General features: G+C 68.9%; 14 protein-coding genes. 5 read left to right on the top strand and 9 right to left on the bottom strand.

The window, feature by feature from the left end; all coding sequences use genetic code 11:
• Together AN216_RS26080 and AN216_RS28820 are read left to right on the top strand one after the other, a co-directional pair.
• The coding region (locus AN216_RS26080) for a DUF6531 domain-containing protein (protein ID WP_079167015.1) at positions 1–4,001 on the top strand (4,001 nt) is incomplete at its 5' end.
• 12 nt (positions 4,002–4,013) lie between these two features.
• The gene (locus tag AN216_RS28820; protein WP_139141008.1) at positions 4,014–4,490 is read left to right on the top strand and encodes a hypothetical protein; all 477 of its coding nucleotides are present in this window, start codon (positions 4,014–4,016) and stop codon (positions 4,488–4,490) included.
• A 51-nt stretch (positions 4,491–4,541) separates the two neighbouring features.
• On the opposite strand, the gene AN216_RS27895 is transcribed toward AN216_RS28820, so the two are convergent.
• Together AN216_RS27895 and AN216_RS26075 are read right to left on the bottom strand one after the other, a co-directional pair.
• Positions 4,542–4,712, bottom strand: a complete 171-nt coding sequence (locus AN216_RS27895; protein WP_079167013.1) for a DUF397 domain-containing protein — start codon at positions 4,710–4,712, stop codon at positions 4,542–4,544.
• A gap of 8 nt (positions 4,713–4,720) precedes the next feature.
• A complete protein-coding gene (locus AN216_RS26075) occupies positions 4,721–5,572 on the bottom strand; it encodes a helix-turn-helix domain-containing protein (protein ID WP_070199194.1) in 852 nt (283 codons plus the stop codon).
• 262 nt (positions 5,573–5,834) lie between these two features.
• On the opposite strand from AN216_RS26075, the gene AN216_RS26070 reads away from it, so the two are divergent.
• Together AN216_RS26070 and AN216_RS26065 are read left to right on the top strand one after the other, a co-directional pair.
• Positions 5,835–6,293 (top strand): ATP-binding protein, encoded by a 459-nt coding sequence (locus AN216_RS26070; RefSeq protein WP_070199193.1) that lies wholly within the window; start codon positions 5,835–5,837, stop codon positions 6,291–6,293.
• 349 nt (positions 6,294–6,642) lie between these two features.
• Positions 6,643–7,509 (top strand): S1 family peptidase, encoded by an 867-nt coding sequence (locus tag AN216_RS26065; RefSeq protein ID WP_079167012.1) that lies wholly within the window; start codon positions 6,643–6,645, stop codon positions 7,507–7,509.
• A 316-nt stretch (positions 7,510–7,825) separates the two neighbouring features.
• Here AN216_RS26065 and panD read toward each other — a convergent pair whose 3' ends face one another.
• The 7 genes from panD to AN216_RS26030 form a co-directional block, all read right to left on the bottom strand.
• A complete protein-coding gene (panD, locus tag AN216_RS26060) occupies positions 7,826–8,263 on the bottom strand; it encodes an aspartate 1-decarboxylase (RefSeq protein ID WP_070199192.1) in 438 nt (145 codons plus the stop codon).
• Between the two features lie 259 nt (positions 8,264–8,522).
• A complete protein-coding gene (locus AN216_RS26055; protein WP_070199191.1) occupies positions 8,523–9,560 on the bottom strand; it encodes a Gfo/Idh/MocA family protein in 1,038 nt (345 codons plus the stop codon).
• Positions 9,557–10,636 carry a Gfo/Idh/MocA family protein gene (locus AN216_RS26050; protein ID WP_107402108.1) on the bottom strand — a complete coding sequence of 360 codons (1,080 nt, stop codon included), beginning with the start codon at positions 10,634–10,636 and terminating at the stop codon, positions 9,557–9,559. The genes AN216_RS26055 and AN216_RS26050 overlap by 4 nt, the downstream gene beginning before the upstream one ends.
• A gap of 148 nt (positions 10,637–10,784) precedes the next feature.
• Positions 10,785–11,690, bottom strand: a complete 906-nt coding sequence (locus tag AN216_RS26045) for a carbohydrate ABC transporter permease (protein WP_244502665.1) — start codon at positions 11,688–11,690, stop codon at positions 10,785–10,787.
• Positions 11,683–12,666, bottom strand: coding sequence for a carbohydrate ABC transporter permease (locus AN216_RS26040; RefSeq protein WP_070199189.1), 984 nt, complete (start codon positions 12,664–12,666; stop codon positions 11,683–11,685). Before AN216_RS26040 ends, AN216_RS26045 begins: the two co-directional genes overlap by 8 nt.
• A gap of 5 nt (positions 12,667–12,671) precedes the next feature.
• Positions 12,672–13,928, bottom strand: coding sequence for an ABC transporter substrate-binding protein (locus tag AN216_RS26035; RefSeq protein WP_070199188.1), 1,257 nt, complete (start codon positions 13,926–13,928; stop codon positions 12,672–12,674).
• A gap of 210 nt (positions 13,929–14,138) precedes the next feature.
• Positions 14,139–15,284, bottom strand: a complete 1,146-nt coding sequence (locus AN216_RS26030) for an ROK family transcriptional regulator (protein ID WP_070199187.1) — start codon at positions 15,282–15,284, stop codon at positions 14,139–14,141.
• 283 nt (positions 15,285–15,567) lie between these two features.
• Between AN216_RS26030 and AN216_RS31180 the strand changes: the two genes are divergently transcribed.
• Positions 15,568–15,693, top strand: a 126-nt coding sequence (locus tag AN216_RS31180; RefSeq protein ID WP_420855805.1) for a hypothetical protein, incomplete at its 3' end; no start/stop codon positions are given.

The following is a 15,693-nucleotide window of genomic DNA, read 5'->3' as shown; positions in this document are numbered from 1 at the left end:
GGGGCCAGCGGGACCGGTCGGCGCGGCGGGCGGCGGGCAGGGTGCGGGGAGCTCGGGACGCGGCGCCGGCGAAGCCCTCGGCGGTGGAGCAGATCGCCTCGGAGGGCGATCAGTTGGAGATGCAGGCCACGCACCTGGCGGGTGGGGTGACGCGGGGTGTGTCGAACGTCGTGTCGTTCGTACGGTCGGTCAACGCACTCGATCCGTACAACCTGACGCATCCGGGCGAGTACATCTCGAATCTGAACTCCACGGTGGCGGGGGTGTATGCGGCGGCGCGGAATCCGCGGGCGACCGCTCAGTCCATGGTGAAGGGTTTTCAGAACGACCCGGCGGATATGACGGGTCAGTTGGTCCCGGAGCTGTTGGCGGGCAAGGGCACAGGCGTGGTGCGGGGTGGTGGCCGGATGGGCGCGCGGGCCGGGCGGATGGGGCGGGACGCGGTGGAGTCGCGGCCGGAGGGCGCGCATGGCAGCAGCCGTACGCCGAGAGAGACCGCGAACGGCCCCAGCGACCCGGTGGACATGGCGACCGGTCGGATGTATCTGCCGCAACGGGACGTGGAGTTGCCCGGCACGCTGCCGCTGGTCTTCACCCGGCGGGTGGAGTCGGGTTATCGGGCGGGGCGGTGGTTCGGGCCGTCCTGGTCCTCCACCATCGACCAGCGGTTGGAGGTGGACGCCGAGGGTGTGGTGTTCGTCGCCGAGGACGGGCGGTTGTTGACGTATCCGCATCCGGCGGTGGGCGTACCGACCTTGCCGGAGGCGGGCGCGGCGCGTATGGCGCTGGAGCGTACCCGCGCGGGTGGCTACACGCTGACCGATCCCGGCGGCGAGTTGGTGCGGCACTTCGGCCCGCCCGAGGACGGCGTCGACGGCGAGGCGTGGCTGGAGGAGATCACCGACCGGCACGGCAATCGGATCACCTTCGAGTACGACCCCGCTTCGGGCGCGCCGGCCGCGTTGGCGCACAGCGGCGGCTACCGGCTGGAGCTGACCAGCCAGGACGGCCGGATCACCGGCCTGTGGCTGGGCGGGCAGCGGGTGCGGAGCTATGGCTACACCGAGGGGCAGCTGACCTCGGTGGCGGACTCCGCCGGCGCCGCGTTGTGCTTCGAGTACGACGACGCGGCGCGGGTGACCGCCTGGATCGACTCGAACCATCGGCGGTACGACTACGTCTATGACAACCAGGACCGGTGTATCGCCGAGGGCGGCACCGACGGGCATGTGCAACTGCGGTTCGACTACGGCACCTGGGACGCGGAGACCGGGACGCGTACCACCACCGTCACCACGCCGGAGGGCCACCAGTCCCGGTTCGTGATCAACCGGCGCTGCCAGATCGTCGCGGAGACCGACCCGAACGGCGCCACCACCCACTACACCCACGACGCGTTCAACCGGCTGCTGACCCACACCGACCCGCTGGGCCACACCACCAGCTACACCCGAGACGCCGACGGGCACATCACCGCGGTGACCCGTCCGGACGGCGGTACGGCGCGGGCCTCGTACGACCAGCGGGGCCAGCTGGTGGAGCTGGTCGGGCCGGACGGCGCCCGCTGGCACTACGCGTACGACACGGCGGGGAACCGCGTCCGGGTCACCGACCCGCTGGGGCACGAGACCCACTACTCCTATGCGGAGGCCGGTCACCTCACCTCGGTCACCAACGCCTTGGGGGACACCACCCGGGTGCGGTGCGACCCGGTGGGGCTGCCGGTGGAGGTCACCGACCCGCTCGGCGCCACCACCCGCTACGCCCGGGACGCCTTCGGCCGGCCCGTGCGCATCACCGACCCACTGGGCGCCAGCACCGAGCTGGAGTGGACCCCCGAGGGGCGCCTGGTGCGCCGTACGGACCCGAACGGCGCGGCTGAGCACTGGACGTGGGACGGCGAGGGCAACCGCACCAGCCACACCGACGCGGTCGGCGGCACCACCCACTACGAGTACACGCACTTCGACCTGCTGGCCGCCCACACCGGGCCGGACGGCGCCCGTTACGAGTTCAGCCACGACACCGCGCTGCGGCTGACCCGGGTGACGAACCCGTACGGCCTCAGCTGGGACTACGCGTACGACCCGGCCGGACACCTGATATCCGAGAGCGACTTCGACGGCCGCACCCTCACCTACACCCACGACCAGGCCGGACGGCTTTCCTCCCGCACCAACCCACTCGGGCAGACCGTCACCTACACCCGCGACGCCCTCGGCCAGATCATCGGCAAGGACGCCGACGGGCAGCACACCAGCTTCGCCTACGACGGCGCCGGGCGGCTGACCGAGGCCATCAGCCCCCAGGCGGAACTGCTGTGGCACCGCGACAAGCTCGGCCGGGTCAAGACCGAACTCGCCGACGGACAACCGCTGAACCACACCTGGGACGCCCTCGGCCGCCCCACTAGCCGCACCACCCCCACCGGCCACACAACCGGGTACACGTACGACGCCGCCGGCCACCTCGACACACTCGACGCCCACGGGCACGCCCTCGACTTCGCCTACGACCCCGCCGGCCGGGAGACCACCCGCCACATCGGCCCGCACGGACTCACCCACACCCACACCTGGGACCCCGCCGGCCAGCTCACCGCGCACACCCTCACCGGTCCCGACGCGACTGGTGACGTCACCCTGCACCGGCGGGACTACACCTACCGACCCGACGGCCACCTCGCGGCCGTGGAGGACAGTCTCAGCGGGCCGCAGCTCTTCGACCTCGACCCCGCCGGGCGACCCACCCGCGTTCGCGCCCCCGGCTGGACCGAGACGTACGCGTACGACCAGGCCGGCAACCAGAGCCACGCCAACTGGCCCGACCAGCAACCCGATCAGGCCGCACGCGGTGACCGCACCTACACCGGCACCCGCCTGACCACCGCCGGCCGTACCACCCACCACCACGACGACGCCGGGCGCCTCACCCGAGTACGTACGCCCCGCCCCTCACGCAAGGCGGCCACCTGGGACTACACGTACAACGCCGAGGACCAGCTCACCGACGCGGTCACCCCGGACGGCACCCACTGGCGCTACACCTACGACGCCCTCGGTCGCCGTACCACCAAGCAACGCCTCGGGGCTTCCGGCGAGATCGCCGAGGAGGTGCGTTTCACCTGGGACGGCCCCACTCTCATCGAACAGACCAGTGAGGGTGCCGGGCTTCCCCACCCGGTCACCCTCACCTGGAACCACCGAGGCCACACGCCCCTGGCCCAGACCGAACGCCGCCTGGCCAGTTCCACGGACCAGCGTGAGATAGACGCCCGGTTCTTCGCGATCGTCACCGACCTCGTCGGTACGCCCACCCACCTCGTCGACGAATCCGGCCGCATCGCCTGGCACACCCGTACCACCCTGTGGGGCACCACTACCTGGAACCAGGACGCCACCGCGTACACGCCCCTACGCTTCCCAGGCCAGTACCACGACCCCGAAACCGGCCTGCACTACAACCTGCACCGCTACTACGACGCCACCACCGCCCGCTACACGACTCCCGATCCCCTCGGCCTGGCCCCCAGCCCGAATCACTACGCCTACGTGGGAAACCCCCACACCTGGACAGATCCACTGGGGCTGGCACCGGGATGCCAAGATAAGGGTGGATGGTATGGCCAAATGCAGCCAGCAGGACCTGGCAACGAAATCAATCACATACCGGCAAAGTCAGCGTACAAGCATTTGTCAGATCCACGACTGACTGAACATATGGGGCCAGCCGTCAGAATGGAGTACCAAGATCATCGAGATGTAACCAGCACGGGAAGTAGCCGCGAAGCGAAATCCTGGCAAGCAGAGCAGCGTGCACTCATAGATCAAGGAAAATTTGACGAAGCCATGAAGATGGATATCGATGACATAAGAAGTCGGTACGGTGGAAAGTACGATGTCGGAATTCAGCAAATGGTGGATAGCCTTAAGAGTAATGGAGGGTTGCAAAGTATGCTGTCCGCCAACGGCTGGACAATCAATTACGACCTACTGAAGTAAGGGAAGATTGTCATGGAAATTTCAGTAAATCCTCCATATGGTGTTCCGCCGCTGTATATCGGAATGTCCTACGCTGATACTGTTGATGCCGCAGCGGAATTCGGTGAGCTGCGGGTTTCAGGGCCGTTCTCTCACTCTCCCACTGTGAAAGTTTCTGCGTCGTACAAGACTTTGGACGTCATGGCCCTGCTTGAAGATGGAGAACGAGTCACCGCCATTGAACTCTGGCGGTTCGAAGGATGTGAGCAAGACATCAAAGTGACATGCGGAGGGCTGGATATCTTTCGAACCCCTGCTCGCGAGTTTCTCGACAAGAAGAAGGAAGAGGGCTACAGGGTCGATGTATCCGATCCCGAGAGCCCGGTGATCCCTGGGGTTACTCTAGCCTTTACGCGTGAAACAGGGCAGGATGTTCCACTCGATCCGGTAGATGGACTCCCTCTGTACTTCACATCCGTATTGGTCTCGAACGAGGAATACTTTGACTAGCCCCCCATTAACATTGAGTGTGCATGGTGCGCCACGGTATAGGGTGGCGTTCTACCCGAGATAATGCACCAATCGTTTGAGGGTTTCTTGTTGCATCTCTATGAGCTGATCGGGGTTCGTGCTCTCACGTAGGAGGATTGTGTACTCCGTGGCCATGAGTTCCACGCACGAGTTTCCCTCGCCGCCGCCTGAGTAGGACGATTTCTGCCAAGAGTTTTCCATGGAACTTCTCATATCTCGTGGGTGACGTGCCGGATGAGGTCTCGCGAACGATGGGGAGTCAATGAGGCCCTGCGCGCCTTCTGGTAGAGGAGGCGAAGGCGGTCGAGTTGGGGCTCGGCATCCACGTGTCCGCTGCCGTGTGGGGTGTCCCGCTGCACGGTGTCGAGCTTCGGAACCGGGCCTCCGGCGTGCAGCATGGAGCACCCGGCTCCGGCGAAGTGGTCCGCCGAGAACGGAATGACCCGCACGATGATGCGTCCGGAGTCAGACAGCTCCAGGATCTGCGAAAGCTGCTTCTGGTTCGTACGTCGATCACACACCTTCATGCGCAAGGCCGCCTCGTGGATCACGGCCTCGTATGGTGGAGTGTCCTCGCGTTCAAGTACGGTTCGCCTTCGCATGCGATGGTCAACCCAGGATTCAAGGTCACTCGCCGGCAAGTCCGGGACCGTATAGGTGAAGAGCGCCTCGGCGTACTCCTCGACCTGCATCAAGCCGGGGATATGCACCACATCAAGCGAGCGCAGGAACCTCGCGTGATGCTCCAACTCGGCGAGATCCAGGAAGCTCGAAGGCAGGACGCCTCGGTAGTCCTCCCACCAACCCTGGGTTCTGTCGGTTGCAATCCCAACAAGAGCATCCACGTAGTCGGTGTCCGAGCAGGCGCACTGAGAAGCGAGTGATCGCAGCCGCCTCCCGCTGATTCCCGCGCGGCCGGTCTCCATGTGGCTCATCTGCATCGGGTTCGTGCCCAGCAGTGCGGCGGCCTCGCGGGCCGTGATGCCGGCGGCCTCACGCATCTTGCGCAATTCCGCCCCAAGTCGCTCCTGGCGCGCGGTGGGTTGAGGCCTGGGCGGCATGCTCCTCCTTGTCAGCGTCCGTTGTGAGCCGTGCTCTCGGCCTCGCCACGTCTACTGGCTATCTCGTCGAGGCGCTAGGTTGCGCCACGGCAATCCAGTGTCCTACGGTCGGTGGTGTTCCGCTCACTCTACGAGTGCCCGTAAGCCGGAAGTGCACCGTACCGCCTTGCCCACACCCCCGGGCAGGGGACCGACGGCATGGCCACCGCGAGGCGCCGCAGTCGCGAGGGCGGACCCATCACCGCGACTACGGGAGACCCGCATGCACACCGAAACGGACCCCAACACCCCCGCCCCACACTGGGCCTACACCCTGCACGTGCCCCACGACGCCCGTGCCGTGGGCATCGCCCGCTCCACCCTGCACGCCGTGCTCCTCCGCAACGGCCTGCCCCAACTCCTGGACACCGCCGTCCTGCTGGCCTCCGAGCTGCTGACCAACGCCTACCTGCACTCGGCGGGTCCCGCCTCACTCCGCCTGCGCTGGGCCGAGCGCACACTCCGACTCGGCGTCTGGGACACCGACCCCCACCCGCCCGTGCCCACCGGACCACTCGAGACCGAACAACCCCACGGACGCGGCCTGCTGCTCGTCCGCGTATGCGCGGACACCTGGGGCTGGTTCCCCCTCGGCGACGAACGCAGCGGCCTGCGCGGCAAATACGTCTGGTGCGAACTCACCCAGCCCACCGACCCCGATCGCTGGGATATCGCGGCCTAAGGCACGGCCCCCCGGAGCGCGTTCGGTGGTGGAGCCGGGCACCGGTTCGCCGGGGTCGGAGCCGAGGTCCACGGTCCGGCTGTCCGTGTCCACGTGCACCACACAAGGCCGCAGGGCACAGGGTCGGCCGGAGCCACGGTGGCACAGGCGGTCCCCGGAACATCTCAGGGATCAGTCCGGGTGAACCCGGATGGTGGTGGAGCAACTCCGGCGGCAGGCTGGTGCCATGTTCCACCGAACCGACTCTCCTCGTGCCGCAAACCGTCCAGGCGAACCATCCACCACCACTCAGCACGGTCGCCGTGGGCACAGACGGCAGCGACATGGCGGAGTCCGACGACTGCTCCTCATGGCTGTGGGTGGTGTGGTCGCCGCCGGAGCGATGGCGGTTCTCACCGTGCCGTTCGGTGGCAGTTCAGCGCGAGCGGTGGCGGGTGGTGAGAAGGTCGCCAGCGACCGGGAGGCTCCCTGGATGGCGACCCTCGCCCTGAAAGGGGACGAGCCGCTGCCGAAGCGCGCGTCCTGCGGCGGTGTGCTGATCGCCCCCACCAAGGTGCTCACCGCAGCACACTGTCTGGCCAGTGGTGATATGCCGAAGATCGCCGAATACCACATCGGTGCCCGAGACCAGAACAGTGATCGGGGTCAGGTCGCCGGTATCGCAGAGACCCGACTGCACCCCCGATATGAGCTGGTGCCCTCACCGGAGGACCCGGACAATCCGGCGGCGTCCGGCGCGCGGTACGACATCGCCGTGGTGACACTGGACCGGGCGGTGCGAAACGTGCCGACGTTGCCGCTGGCTCGCAGCGAACTGGCCGAGGGGAACGACGCCACCCTCTATGGCCATGGTCTGACCGGGCCGCCCAACCCTGATGACCCGGAGTCGATACGCGGAGACGTCCTGCGCAGCGGCGCGTACCAGACGCGTGCCACCGCAGAATGCGCGAAGCAGGTCCCGCCGCCCGTGGACAGGGGTTCCGTGCTGTGCGCGCAGAGCCCGAGCGCTGCGGCCTGCACCGGGGACAGCGGTGGTCCGCTGGTGGTGGAACGGGAGGGCAGACGAGAGGTGGCCGGAGTGTTCAGCTTCGGCATGGAGACTGCCGGGAAGTCCTGCGGTAGCCACGGCCCCAACTTCTTCGCCGACGTGGCGAAGTTGCGGAGCTGGGTAGACGCGCAACTGGTCGAGGTGGGGGGTGCGCGCGAGGAAGGATGAAGGTCGGCGTGTTCGTGGCCGTGAACCGAGCGGCTGCTGGCTGCCAAGCGCCTACCTGGCGTATGTCCCCGCTGACCGGCGTCGGGAGGTAAGTCCTGTCTGTTCCGGGGCGTGTGGCACGCACAACCGCTGCCTTGCCGATCGTCGGCGCAGCACGCTATGCCCCTGTGCCTGTGCCTGTGCCTGTGTCCTGGGGAGACCCAAAAACCATCCGCACCACTTCGGGAACACGCTCGGTGGAATGCCGGTGGGGCATCACGGGCCGCCCGGCCTGCGGCGCCGCGCAAGCCCTGGGCACGGACCAGGCGTTCACGTGTCACACGCGCGCCCCCCGCTCCTCGGGCACGGCCCCAGGAGCGCGTTCGGTGGTGGAGCCGGGCACCGGTTCTCCCGTGTCGGAGCCGAGGTCCACGATCCGGTTGTCCGCGTCCACGTGCACCACGCGTGGCCGTAGGGCACGGGCCTCGGCGTCGTCCACCTGCGCGTAGCTGATCAGGATCACCAGGTCGCCGGGGTGAACCAGATGGGCGGCCGCGCCGTTGATGCCGATGACGCCGCTGCCCGGCGCGCCCTCGATGACGTACGTCTCCAGCCGCGCACCGTTGGTGATGTCGACGATGTGGACCAGCTCGCCCGGCAGCAGGTCCGCCGCCGACATCAGCTCGGCGTCGATGGTCACCGAGCCGACGTAGTGCAGGTCGGCCTGGGTCACGGTGGCACGGTGGATCTTGGACTTGAACATGGTGCGCTGCACGGTGTCACTCCGAGAGTCGTGGAGGGTCGCGTCCCCGTGCGGGACGAGGTACGCGCCGACCCGGTCAGCTTACGGCCGCTCCGTGCCGGATGGGGAGGCCGCCCGGCCGGGCTGCGATGCTTACGGGAGCGCCGGAGCCAGGCGGGGCAGCGCACTCGCTGCCCCGCCTGGCTCCCGTGGACCGCACAGCTCGTGCGGCCCGTGGGGGCTCGCCTCGGCCCGTACGGCACCGTCGGCTCGTTCCGAGCGGGGTCCGGGCTCAGTCCAAGGCCACTGGGTGGCCGGAGCGGGCCGACTCGTACCCCGCCAGCGCGATCCGCAGCGAGCGGAGTCCCGACGCGCCGTCCGCGACCCGTACGGGCTCTCCATCGCCTGGTTCGGAACCGCGCCCGTCGTCCCCGTACAGGAAGGACCGGAGCAGCGCCTCGTCCAGGTTGACCCCCCAGGGCAGCAGCACGCCCGCGCGGCGCCGCTCGTCGAAGCCGGAGACCTGCTGGCCGAAGGCGTCCATCTCCACCGTCGCCCGCTCCCCGACGAGTTGCAGCTCCAGCCCGCCCCAGGTCGGGTGGTGCACGGGCTGGCTCCAGCTGCAGTCGATGGTGGCGACCGCGCCGTTGTCGTAGCGGACGGTGACCAGACCCGCGGTCTCCACGGCGGCCCTGTCGGCGTACATGAGGTTGTTGGTCTGGCCGTAGACTTCCACCGCCCGCGCGTCCTCGAACAGCTCGTCGAGCAGGTCCGCGATATGCACCGTGTGGTCCATCAGCGCGCCGCCGCCGGCGAGTCCGGGGTCGGTGAACCAGGCGCGCTGGCCGTCCGGCAGCCAGCCGTTGTTCGCCCCCGCCACCGTCAGCACCGGCCCGACGCCGCCACCGCGCACCGCCGCCCGCAGCGCGGCGTACGCGGGACTGAACCGCACCGGATACGCCACGCCGAGCCGCACCCCCGCCTCCCGGCAGGCGGCCACCATCGCCTCGCCGTCCGCCAGCGTCGTGGCCAGCGGCTTCTCGCACAGCACGTCGACGCCGTGCTTGGCGGCGAGTTCCACCAGCGGCCGGTGCCGCGCGTTCTCGGAGGCCACCACGACGGCGTCCGGGCCCCAGGCGAACAGTTCCTCGTACGTGTCGACATACGCGGCCCCCAACTGCTCGGCGAACTCCCGGCCGCGCACCTCGCCCGCGCCCGCCAGGTCCGTCTCCGGGTCGCTCGTACGCACCTCGACACCCGGCATGCCGCGCAGCACGGAGACGTATCCGGCCGCGTGGACATGGGCGAACGACAGCACACCGACCTTCATCGTGCCTGCACCTCCTGGGTTTCGCGGCTTCCGTTCGAGCCGGTCGCGTCCTCGATCCGTACGGTCTCTCCCGTACGGGCTGACTCGGCCGCCGCGACGGCGATCCGTACGGCCGCCAGTCCGTCCCGGGCCGTCACCCGTGGCGTCGGCCCACCGTCCAGGGCGGCCGCGAACTCCCGCAGTTCGCCCACGAACGGGCTCTCGGTCAGGTTCGTCGCGGGTATGCCCTCGCCCGCCGCGCGCTCCCCGCTGGCGACGACCCGAAACGCCTTCGTCTGGGCGGAGTCGTGGTGCAGCACCCCGTCCCGGCCGGCGATCCGGAAGGTCGTGCGGAACTCGGAGTCGGGGAGCCCCCACACGCCGTGGACGTGGCTGAGCGCGCCCGAGGCATGCGTCAGTACCGCGGTGGACGCGGCCACGGCGCCGGCCTCCACGGGCGCCTGTTGGTGGCCGCGGCTCTGCGCGTACACCCGCACCACCTCGCCGGCCAGCCACCGCGCGAAGTCGAAGTCGTGGATCATCTGGTCCAGCAGGATGCCGCCGGACAGTTCCGGGTCGGCGAACCAGGGTGACCACACCGGGTATGTCCCCGTACGGCTGAAGCGGAGCACGGCCGGCGGCCCGACGGCGCCTCCGCGTACGGCCCGCTCCATGGCGGCGTACTCGGGGAAGTACCGCACCACGTGTGCGGGGAAGAGCAGCACCCCCGCCCGCTCGGCGGCCTTCACCATCTCCTCGGTGTCCTCGACGCTGAGCGCGAGCGGCTTCTCGCAGACGACGTGCTTGCCCGCCCGGACGGCGGTGTGGACCAGCTCCCGGTGCGTGTGAGTGGGGGTACAGACGTCGACGGCCCGGCTGCGCTCCAGCAACTCGTCGAGCGTGCGCACCGCCTCGACGCCCCGCGCGGAGTGCCGGGCCGCGAGTTTCTCGGCCTGGCCGTCGGTGGAGAACAGGGTGACCCGGGCTCCCAGTTCGATCCAGGCGGGCAGATGGGCCCGGGCGATGCCGCCCGCGCCGATCAGCCCTACGTGGAGACCTGACATGTGACCGCCTCTCAGGAGTGCGTGTGTGTGCATGTGTTGGCTTGCGGGGACGAGGTGCCCAGGTGGGGCCAACCGGTGCGCCTACCGGCGCCCCCGCCCGCACGCGCCGTGACCCCGCCCGTACGCGCTGTGGCCCTACGTGCCTGCCCGTACGGGCCGTACCAGTACGGAACTCGGCAGGTCACGCCTTGGAGCCACTGAGCGCGATGCCCTGCACGAAGTGCCGTTGCAGCAGGAGGTACAGGATCAGCATCGGGAGACTGGCGACGGCCGAGCCCGCCATCAGCACCGGGTAGTTCGTCAGGAACTGCCCCTCCAGCGAGGTCAGTCCGGCGCTGATGGGCATGGCCTCCGGATCGGTGTTGACCACCAGCGGCCACAGCAGGTCGTTCCAGGACCACATGGAGGTGATGACCGCCAGGGCCGCCAGCGCAGGCCGTACGAGTGGCAGCATGACGCTCCAGAAGATCCGCAGCGAGCCCGCGCCGTCGATCCGGGCGGCCTCCTCCAGCTCTTTGGGCAGCGACATGAAGAACTGCCGTAGCAGGAAGACCCCGAACGCGCTGAACATGCCGGGCAGGAAGAGCGCCGGCACGCTGTTCAGCAACCCCATCTCCTGGATGATCTGGTGCTGCGGGAGGATCAGCAGCTGCGCCGGCACCATCAGCACGGACAGGAAGATCGCGAAGAGCACGTTCTTTCCCCGGAACTGCATGCGGGCGAAGGCGTACGCCGCCAGCGAGCAGAAGACGAGCTGGCCGAGCGTACGACCCAGGGTGTTCAGCAGGCTGTTGCCGAGCATCTCCAGGAACGGCAGCGCGCTGAAGACCTCGCGGAACGCGTCACCCCGCCAGCTCTCCGGCAGGAACGACGGCGGGACCTGCACCGACTCTGGCATGGTCTTGTACGCCGTCAACACCTGCCAGACGAACGGGAAGACCATGATCACGGCGCCCAGGCACAGCACGGCGTGGGTGGCGACGGAGCCCTTGTCGAAGCGGCGCCGACGCGGCCCGGCCGTGCCGCCGTACGCGCCGGCGGTCGCGGGAGCGGGCATGGCGGACTCAGGCGTGGCGGACTCAGGCATAGTGGACCCACCTCTTCTGCAGGCGGAACTGTACGTACGTCAGCAGGGCGATCAGCAGCATCAGCAGGAACGCGAGAGCGGCGGCCGCGCCCTGCGAGTTCTCCTCGAACGCCCACTGGTAGAAGAGCGTCAGGACGGACTCGGTGGAGCCGAGCGCGGGGTTGTTCGCGCTCGTCATGACGTAGATCAGGTCGAACTGCTGCAGCGAGTTGATCACGCAGATCACCGAGGCGAAGAAGATGCTCGGGCTGAGCAGCGGCAGCGTGATGGAGAAGAACCGCCGGAGCGGTCCGGCACCGTCCAACTCCGCCGCCTCGTAGTAGTCCTGCGGGATCGCCTTGATGCCGGCGATGAAGATGATCAGGTAGTAGCCGATCTGGGACCAGATCATCACCAGCCCGATGGCGTACACGGCGGTGGTCGGGTCGGACACCCAGTAGCGGCCGTCCACGCCGATGACCGAGAGGGCCTGGTTGACCATCCCGAAGTCGCCGTTGTACAGCCAGTTCCAGACCAGCCCGACGGCGCTGGGCAGGGTGATGAACGGGATGAAGTACAGCGCCCGGTAGATCGCGACGCCGCGCAGTCCCCGACGGTTCAGCAGGTTGGCGATGACGATGGCCACGGGCAGGGTGCACAGTCCCAGCGCCGTGTAGATCAGGGTGTTGCGCAGCGCGCGTCCCACCGTGACGTCCTGCACCACCCTCTCGTAGTTCTCGCCCCCCACCCAGGTGTTGCCGCCGAAGACGCCGAAGGAGGTGAAGCTGAAGCCGAGAGTCTGCAGCAGCGGCCAGACGTAGAAGACCAGGAAGCCGATCGCGATGGGCGTGAGGAAGAGATACGCGGAGCGCTGCGTACGGCGCGGACCGCGGTTCCTCGTCGGCGCGGGCCCCGAGTCGGGGGCCTGCCGGGCGCCTTGGCCCCGGCGGTACTTTCCGCGGGCCTGCGCCGCCGCGGTGGAGGGGAAGACAGCCATGGGCGTCACTTCTCCTGTTCGAGCGCGAGGTCCATCTGGCGCGCCAGGGTCCGGGCGGCCTCGGCGATGTCGCCCCGGCCGGTGAAGGGGCCGCCGAGCAGCCTCGGTTGGAGGTTCTCCCAGACCGCCGTGTGCTTCGAGGACGGGTAGGGGACGGCGTAGTCGAGCATGTCGATGAAGTTCTGGAGCTGGAACTCCGGCATGGACTCCACCCAGGGCCGCTGGGTGCCGGCCAGCGAGGAGATGGTGACGCCCTCGCGGGACTGGATCTCGGCGGCTGGCCGGGAGCTGACGAACTTCACGAACTCCCAGGCGGCCTCGGTCTTCTCGCTCTTGCCGGAGATGACGTTGGCCAGGCCGTGGATGGTGGTGGCGCGTTGGCGACCCTTCGGGAGGACGGCGACGTCGCCGTGGTCCTTGATCGCCGGGGAGGCGTACATCTGGGAGGCCATCGCGGAGAGGTCCCAGTTCATGGCGACCTTCTCGGAGAGGTAGAGCTGCCGCCCGATGGTGTCGGTCATGGCGCTCTGTGAGGGCGACCAGCCGCGGTCGATCAGGTCGGTCCACAGCCGTAGACCCTCGATGGAGCGCGGGTCGTCGAAGCCGGACTCGCCGTCCCGGATGACGTAACCGCCGGCCTGCGCGATGGTGTTGTAGTACGTGTACTGCTTGGCCATCTCGGCGGCGACGCCGTGCACGCCCCGCTTCGGGTCGGTCAGCTCGGCGGCGGCGTCCCGGAAGGTGTCCCAGGTCCAGGTGTCGTCCGGGTAGGGGACGCGGGCCCGGTCGAAGAGCTTCTTGTTGTACCAGAGGCCGATCAGGTCGAAGTCCTTCGGCATGGCGTAGTGCGTGCGGTCGTAGGTGTACATCCGCACCAGCTCCGGCGGATGCTCGCTCATGTCCACGCCGTCCCGCTCGATGAACGGGTCGAGCGGCTCCAGCACGCCGTTGGAGGCGTACAGCTGGCTGTTGACGGCGTTCATCCAGAACACGTCGGGGGCCGTGCCGCCGCGCATCGCGGTCTTCATGGTGGTCCAGTAAGACTCGAACGGCGTGACCTGGAGCTTCACCGAGATATCGGGGTGCTCGGCCTCGAAGGCGCGGATGATCTTCCGCATGCCGTCGACCTGGAGCGGATCCCAGATGGCGTAGGTGATTCTCGTACGGCCGCCGGCCGAGTCGGCTGAACTGCCGTCGCGGGCGCAGCCGGCGGCCAGGACGGGTGCCGCCAGGGCTCCGGTGAGCAGGCTTCTCCTGCGCATGAGCGACTCCGGGAGGTCAGGGGAGTGGGGACGGGGACCTTCGGGATACGGGGATGCGGGTTCGTCGGGAATGCGGGCAGTCGGGGATGCGGGGCCGGCAGGGACACGGGGCCGTCGGTGGTTCGGGGACACGCGGACTCGGGCCCCCGGACGTTCACCGGGGACGGTCGTGGGGACGTACGGACGGTGTGGCGCGGGGGTGGACCGCGCTCAGCGCGGGCCCGGTGGCAACGGGCCGACGGTGTCGGCCAGCGCCGCGTCGACGCTGTCCAGCGCCTTGCGCACGGCGCCCAGCGCGACGCCACGCTCGCCGAGGGTGCTCACCGCGAGTCGCGGCACGTGCAGCGTGATCTCCCGCAGATGCTTCGTGAGCAGCGCGGTCAGCGTCTCCCCGGCGGGGGTCATCCCGCCGGACACGACGATCAGTTCGGGGTCCACGGCCAGGACGAGCGCCGCGACGCCGGGTGCCATCAGCGCGGCGTACCGGTCGAGGATGTCCAGGGCGGCCGGGTCGCCCTGGCCGGCCGCACGGGCGAGGGCCTCCACCTCGGACTCGTCTTCGCGCCGATCGCCCTCCCAGATCAGCACGTCCTGGCCGCGGGTCAGGCCGAGCTGGTCCAGGTAGCCCAGCTCGCCGGCGGCGCCGTGCCGGCCGCGGTGCAGCCGACCGTTGATCATGATGCCGCAGGACGCCCGGTGCCCGGCCAGCACGCAGCCCACGTCGTCGGCGAGTTGGGCGGCGCCGCGCCAGTGCTCGGCCAGCGTGGCGAGGTTGACGTCGTTCTCCGCGATGATCCGGCAGGGGAAGGAGCCGGCCAGCTTGCGGGAGAGATCGAGGTCGGTCCACTCCGGTACGACGATGGACAGGATGCGCCCGGTCTCGTCCACGACGCCCGGCACGCCCACGCAGATCGCCCACAGCGCCTCGTACCGCACCCGGTGGTCCAGCAGGAACTGTTCGAGCCGGGTGTGCAGGAAGGCCAGCCGTTCAGCGCCGGTCATGGCCGGGTCGACGTCCTCCTGCTCGGCGGCGCTGACCTCGCCGGCGAGGTCCGACAGCAGCAGCACGATCTTGTGCAGCCCGATGTCGACGCCGACGACGAAGCCGGACTCGGCTCGGAAGCGGAAGCGCTTGGCTGGCCGCCCCGAGTGGCCCGGCCCGGAGGCGTTGTCGGTCTCCTCGACCAGGCCCTGGCCCGTCAGGTCCTCGACGAGCAGCTCGACAGTGGGTCGGGAGAGCCCGGTGGAGCTGGTGAGTTGGCTGAACGTCTGGGGGTGCGGGCGCAACGCGCGGAGCACGGCGAGGGTGTTCATCCGCCGCAGGGCGGCCAGGTTGTGGCCGCGTACGCCGTCCATCGTCGTGCACCTCCCGGGGCCCGTCGGCTCGCCTCGGTTCGTTCTCGTTTCGGTTCGTTGATCGGTTGATTGAGGACTCTTGCATAAGTCCGTGGCCCCGTGAACCCTGTGAGCGAAGGAATTATTCAGGACTACTGAGTAACCGACTAGCCGGTATTCGGTCAGGGCACAGGGCACAGGCGCACAGGCGCACAGGGCACCGAGCGGCGCGGCGCCGGCCGTCTGCGGCCGCGTGGTCCCGTACGGCGTCCAAACGTCACGGCGGACGAGGAAGGTTGACGCGATGCGGAGCGAAGAGCAGCGGCGGAGGCAGGGGCGCCCGACGGATCAGACCGGCGATCTGCGCGTCGCGGTGGTGGGCATGGGCCAGCGCGGCGCGCTCGCCGCGCACGCGCACCGGCCCGGCGCC

The organism is Streptomyces oceani (assembly GCF_001751245.1).
Classification (GTDB): Bacteria; Actinomycetota; Actinomycetes; order Streptomycetales; family Streptomycetaceae; genus Streptomyces; species Streptomyces oceani.
The sequence above is the reverse complement of the archived record's forward strand: the minus strand, read 5'-3'. Positions and strand labels throughout refer to the sequence as shown.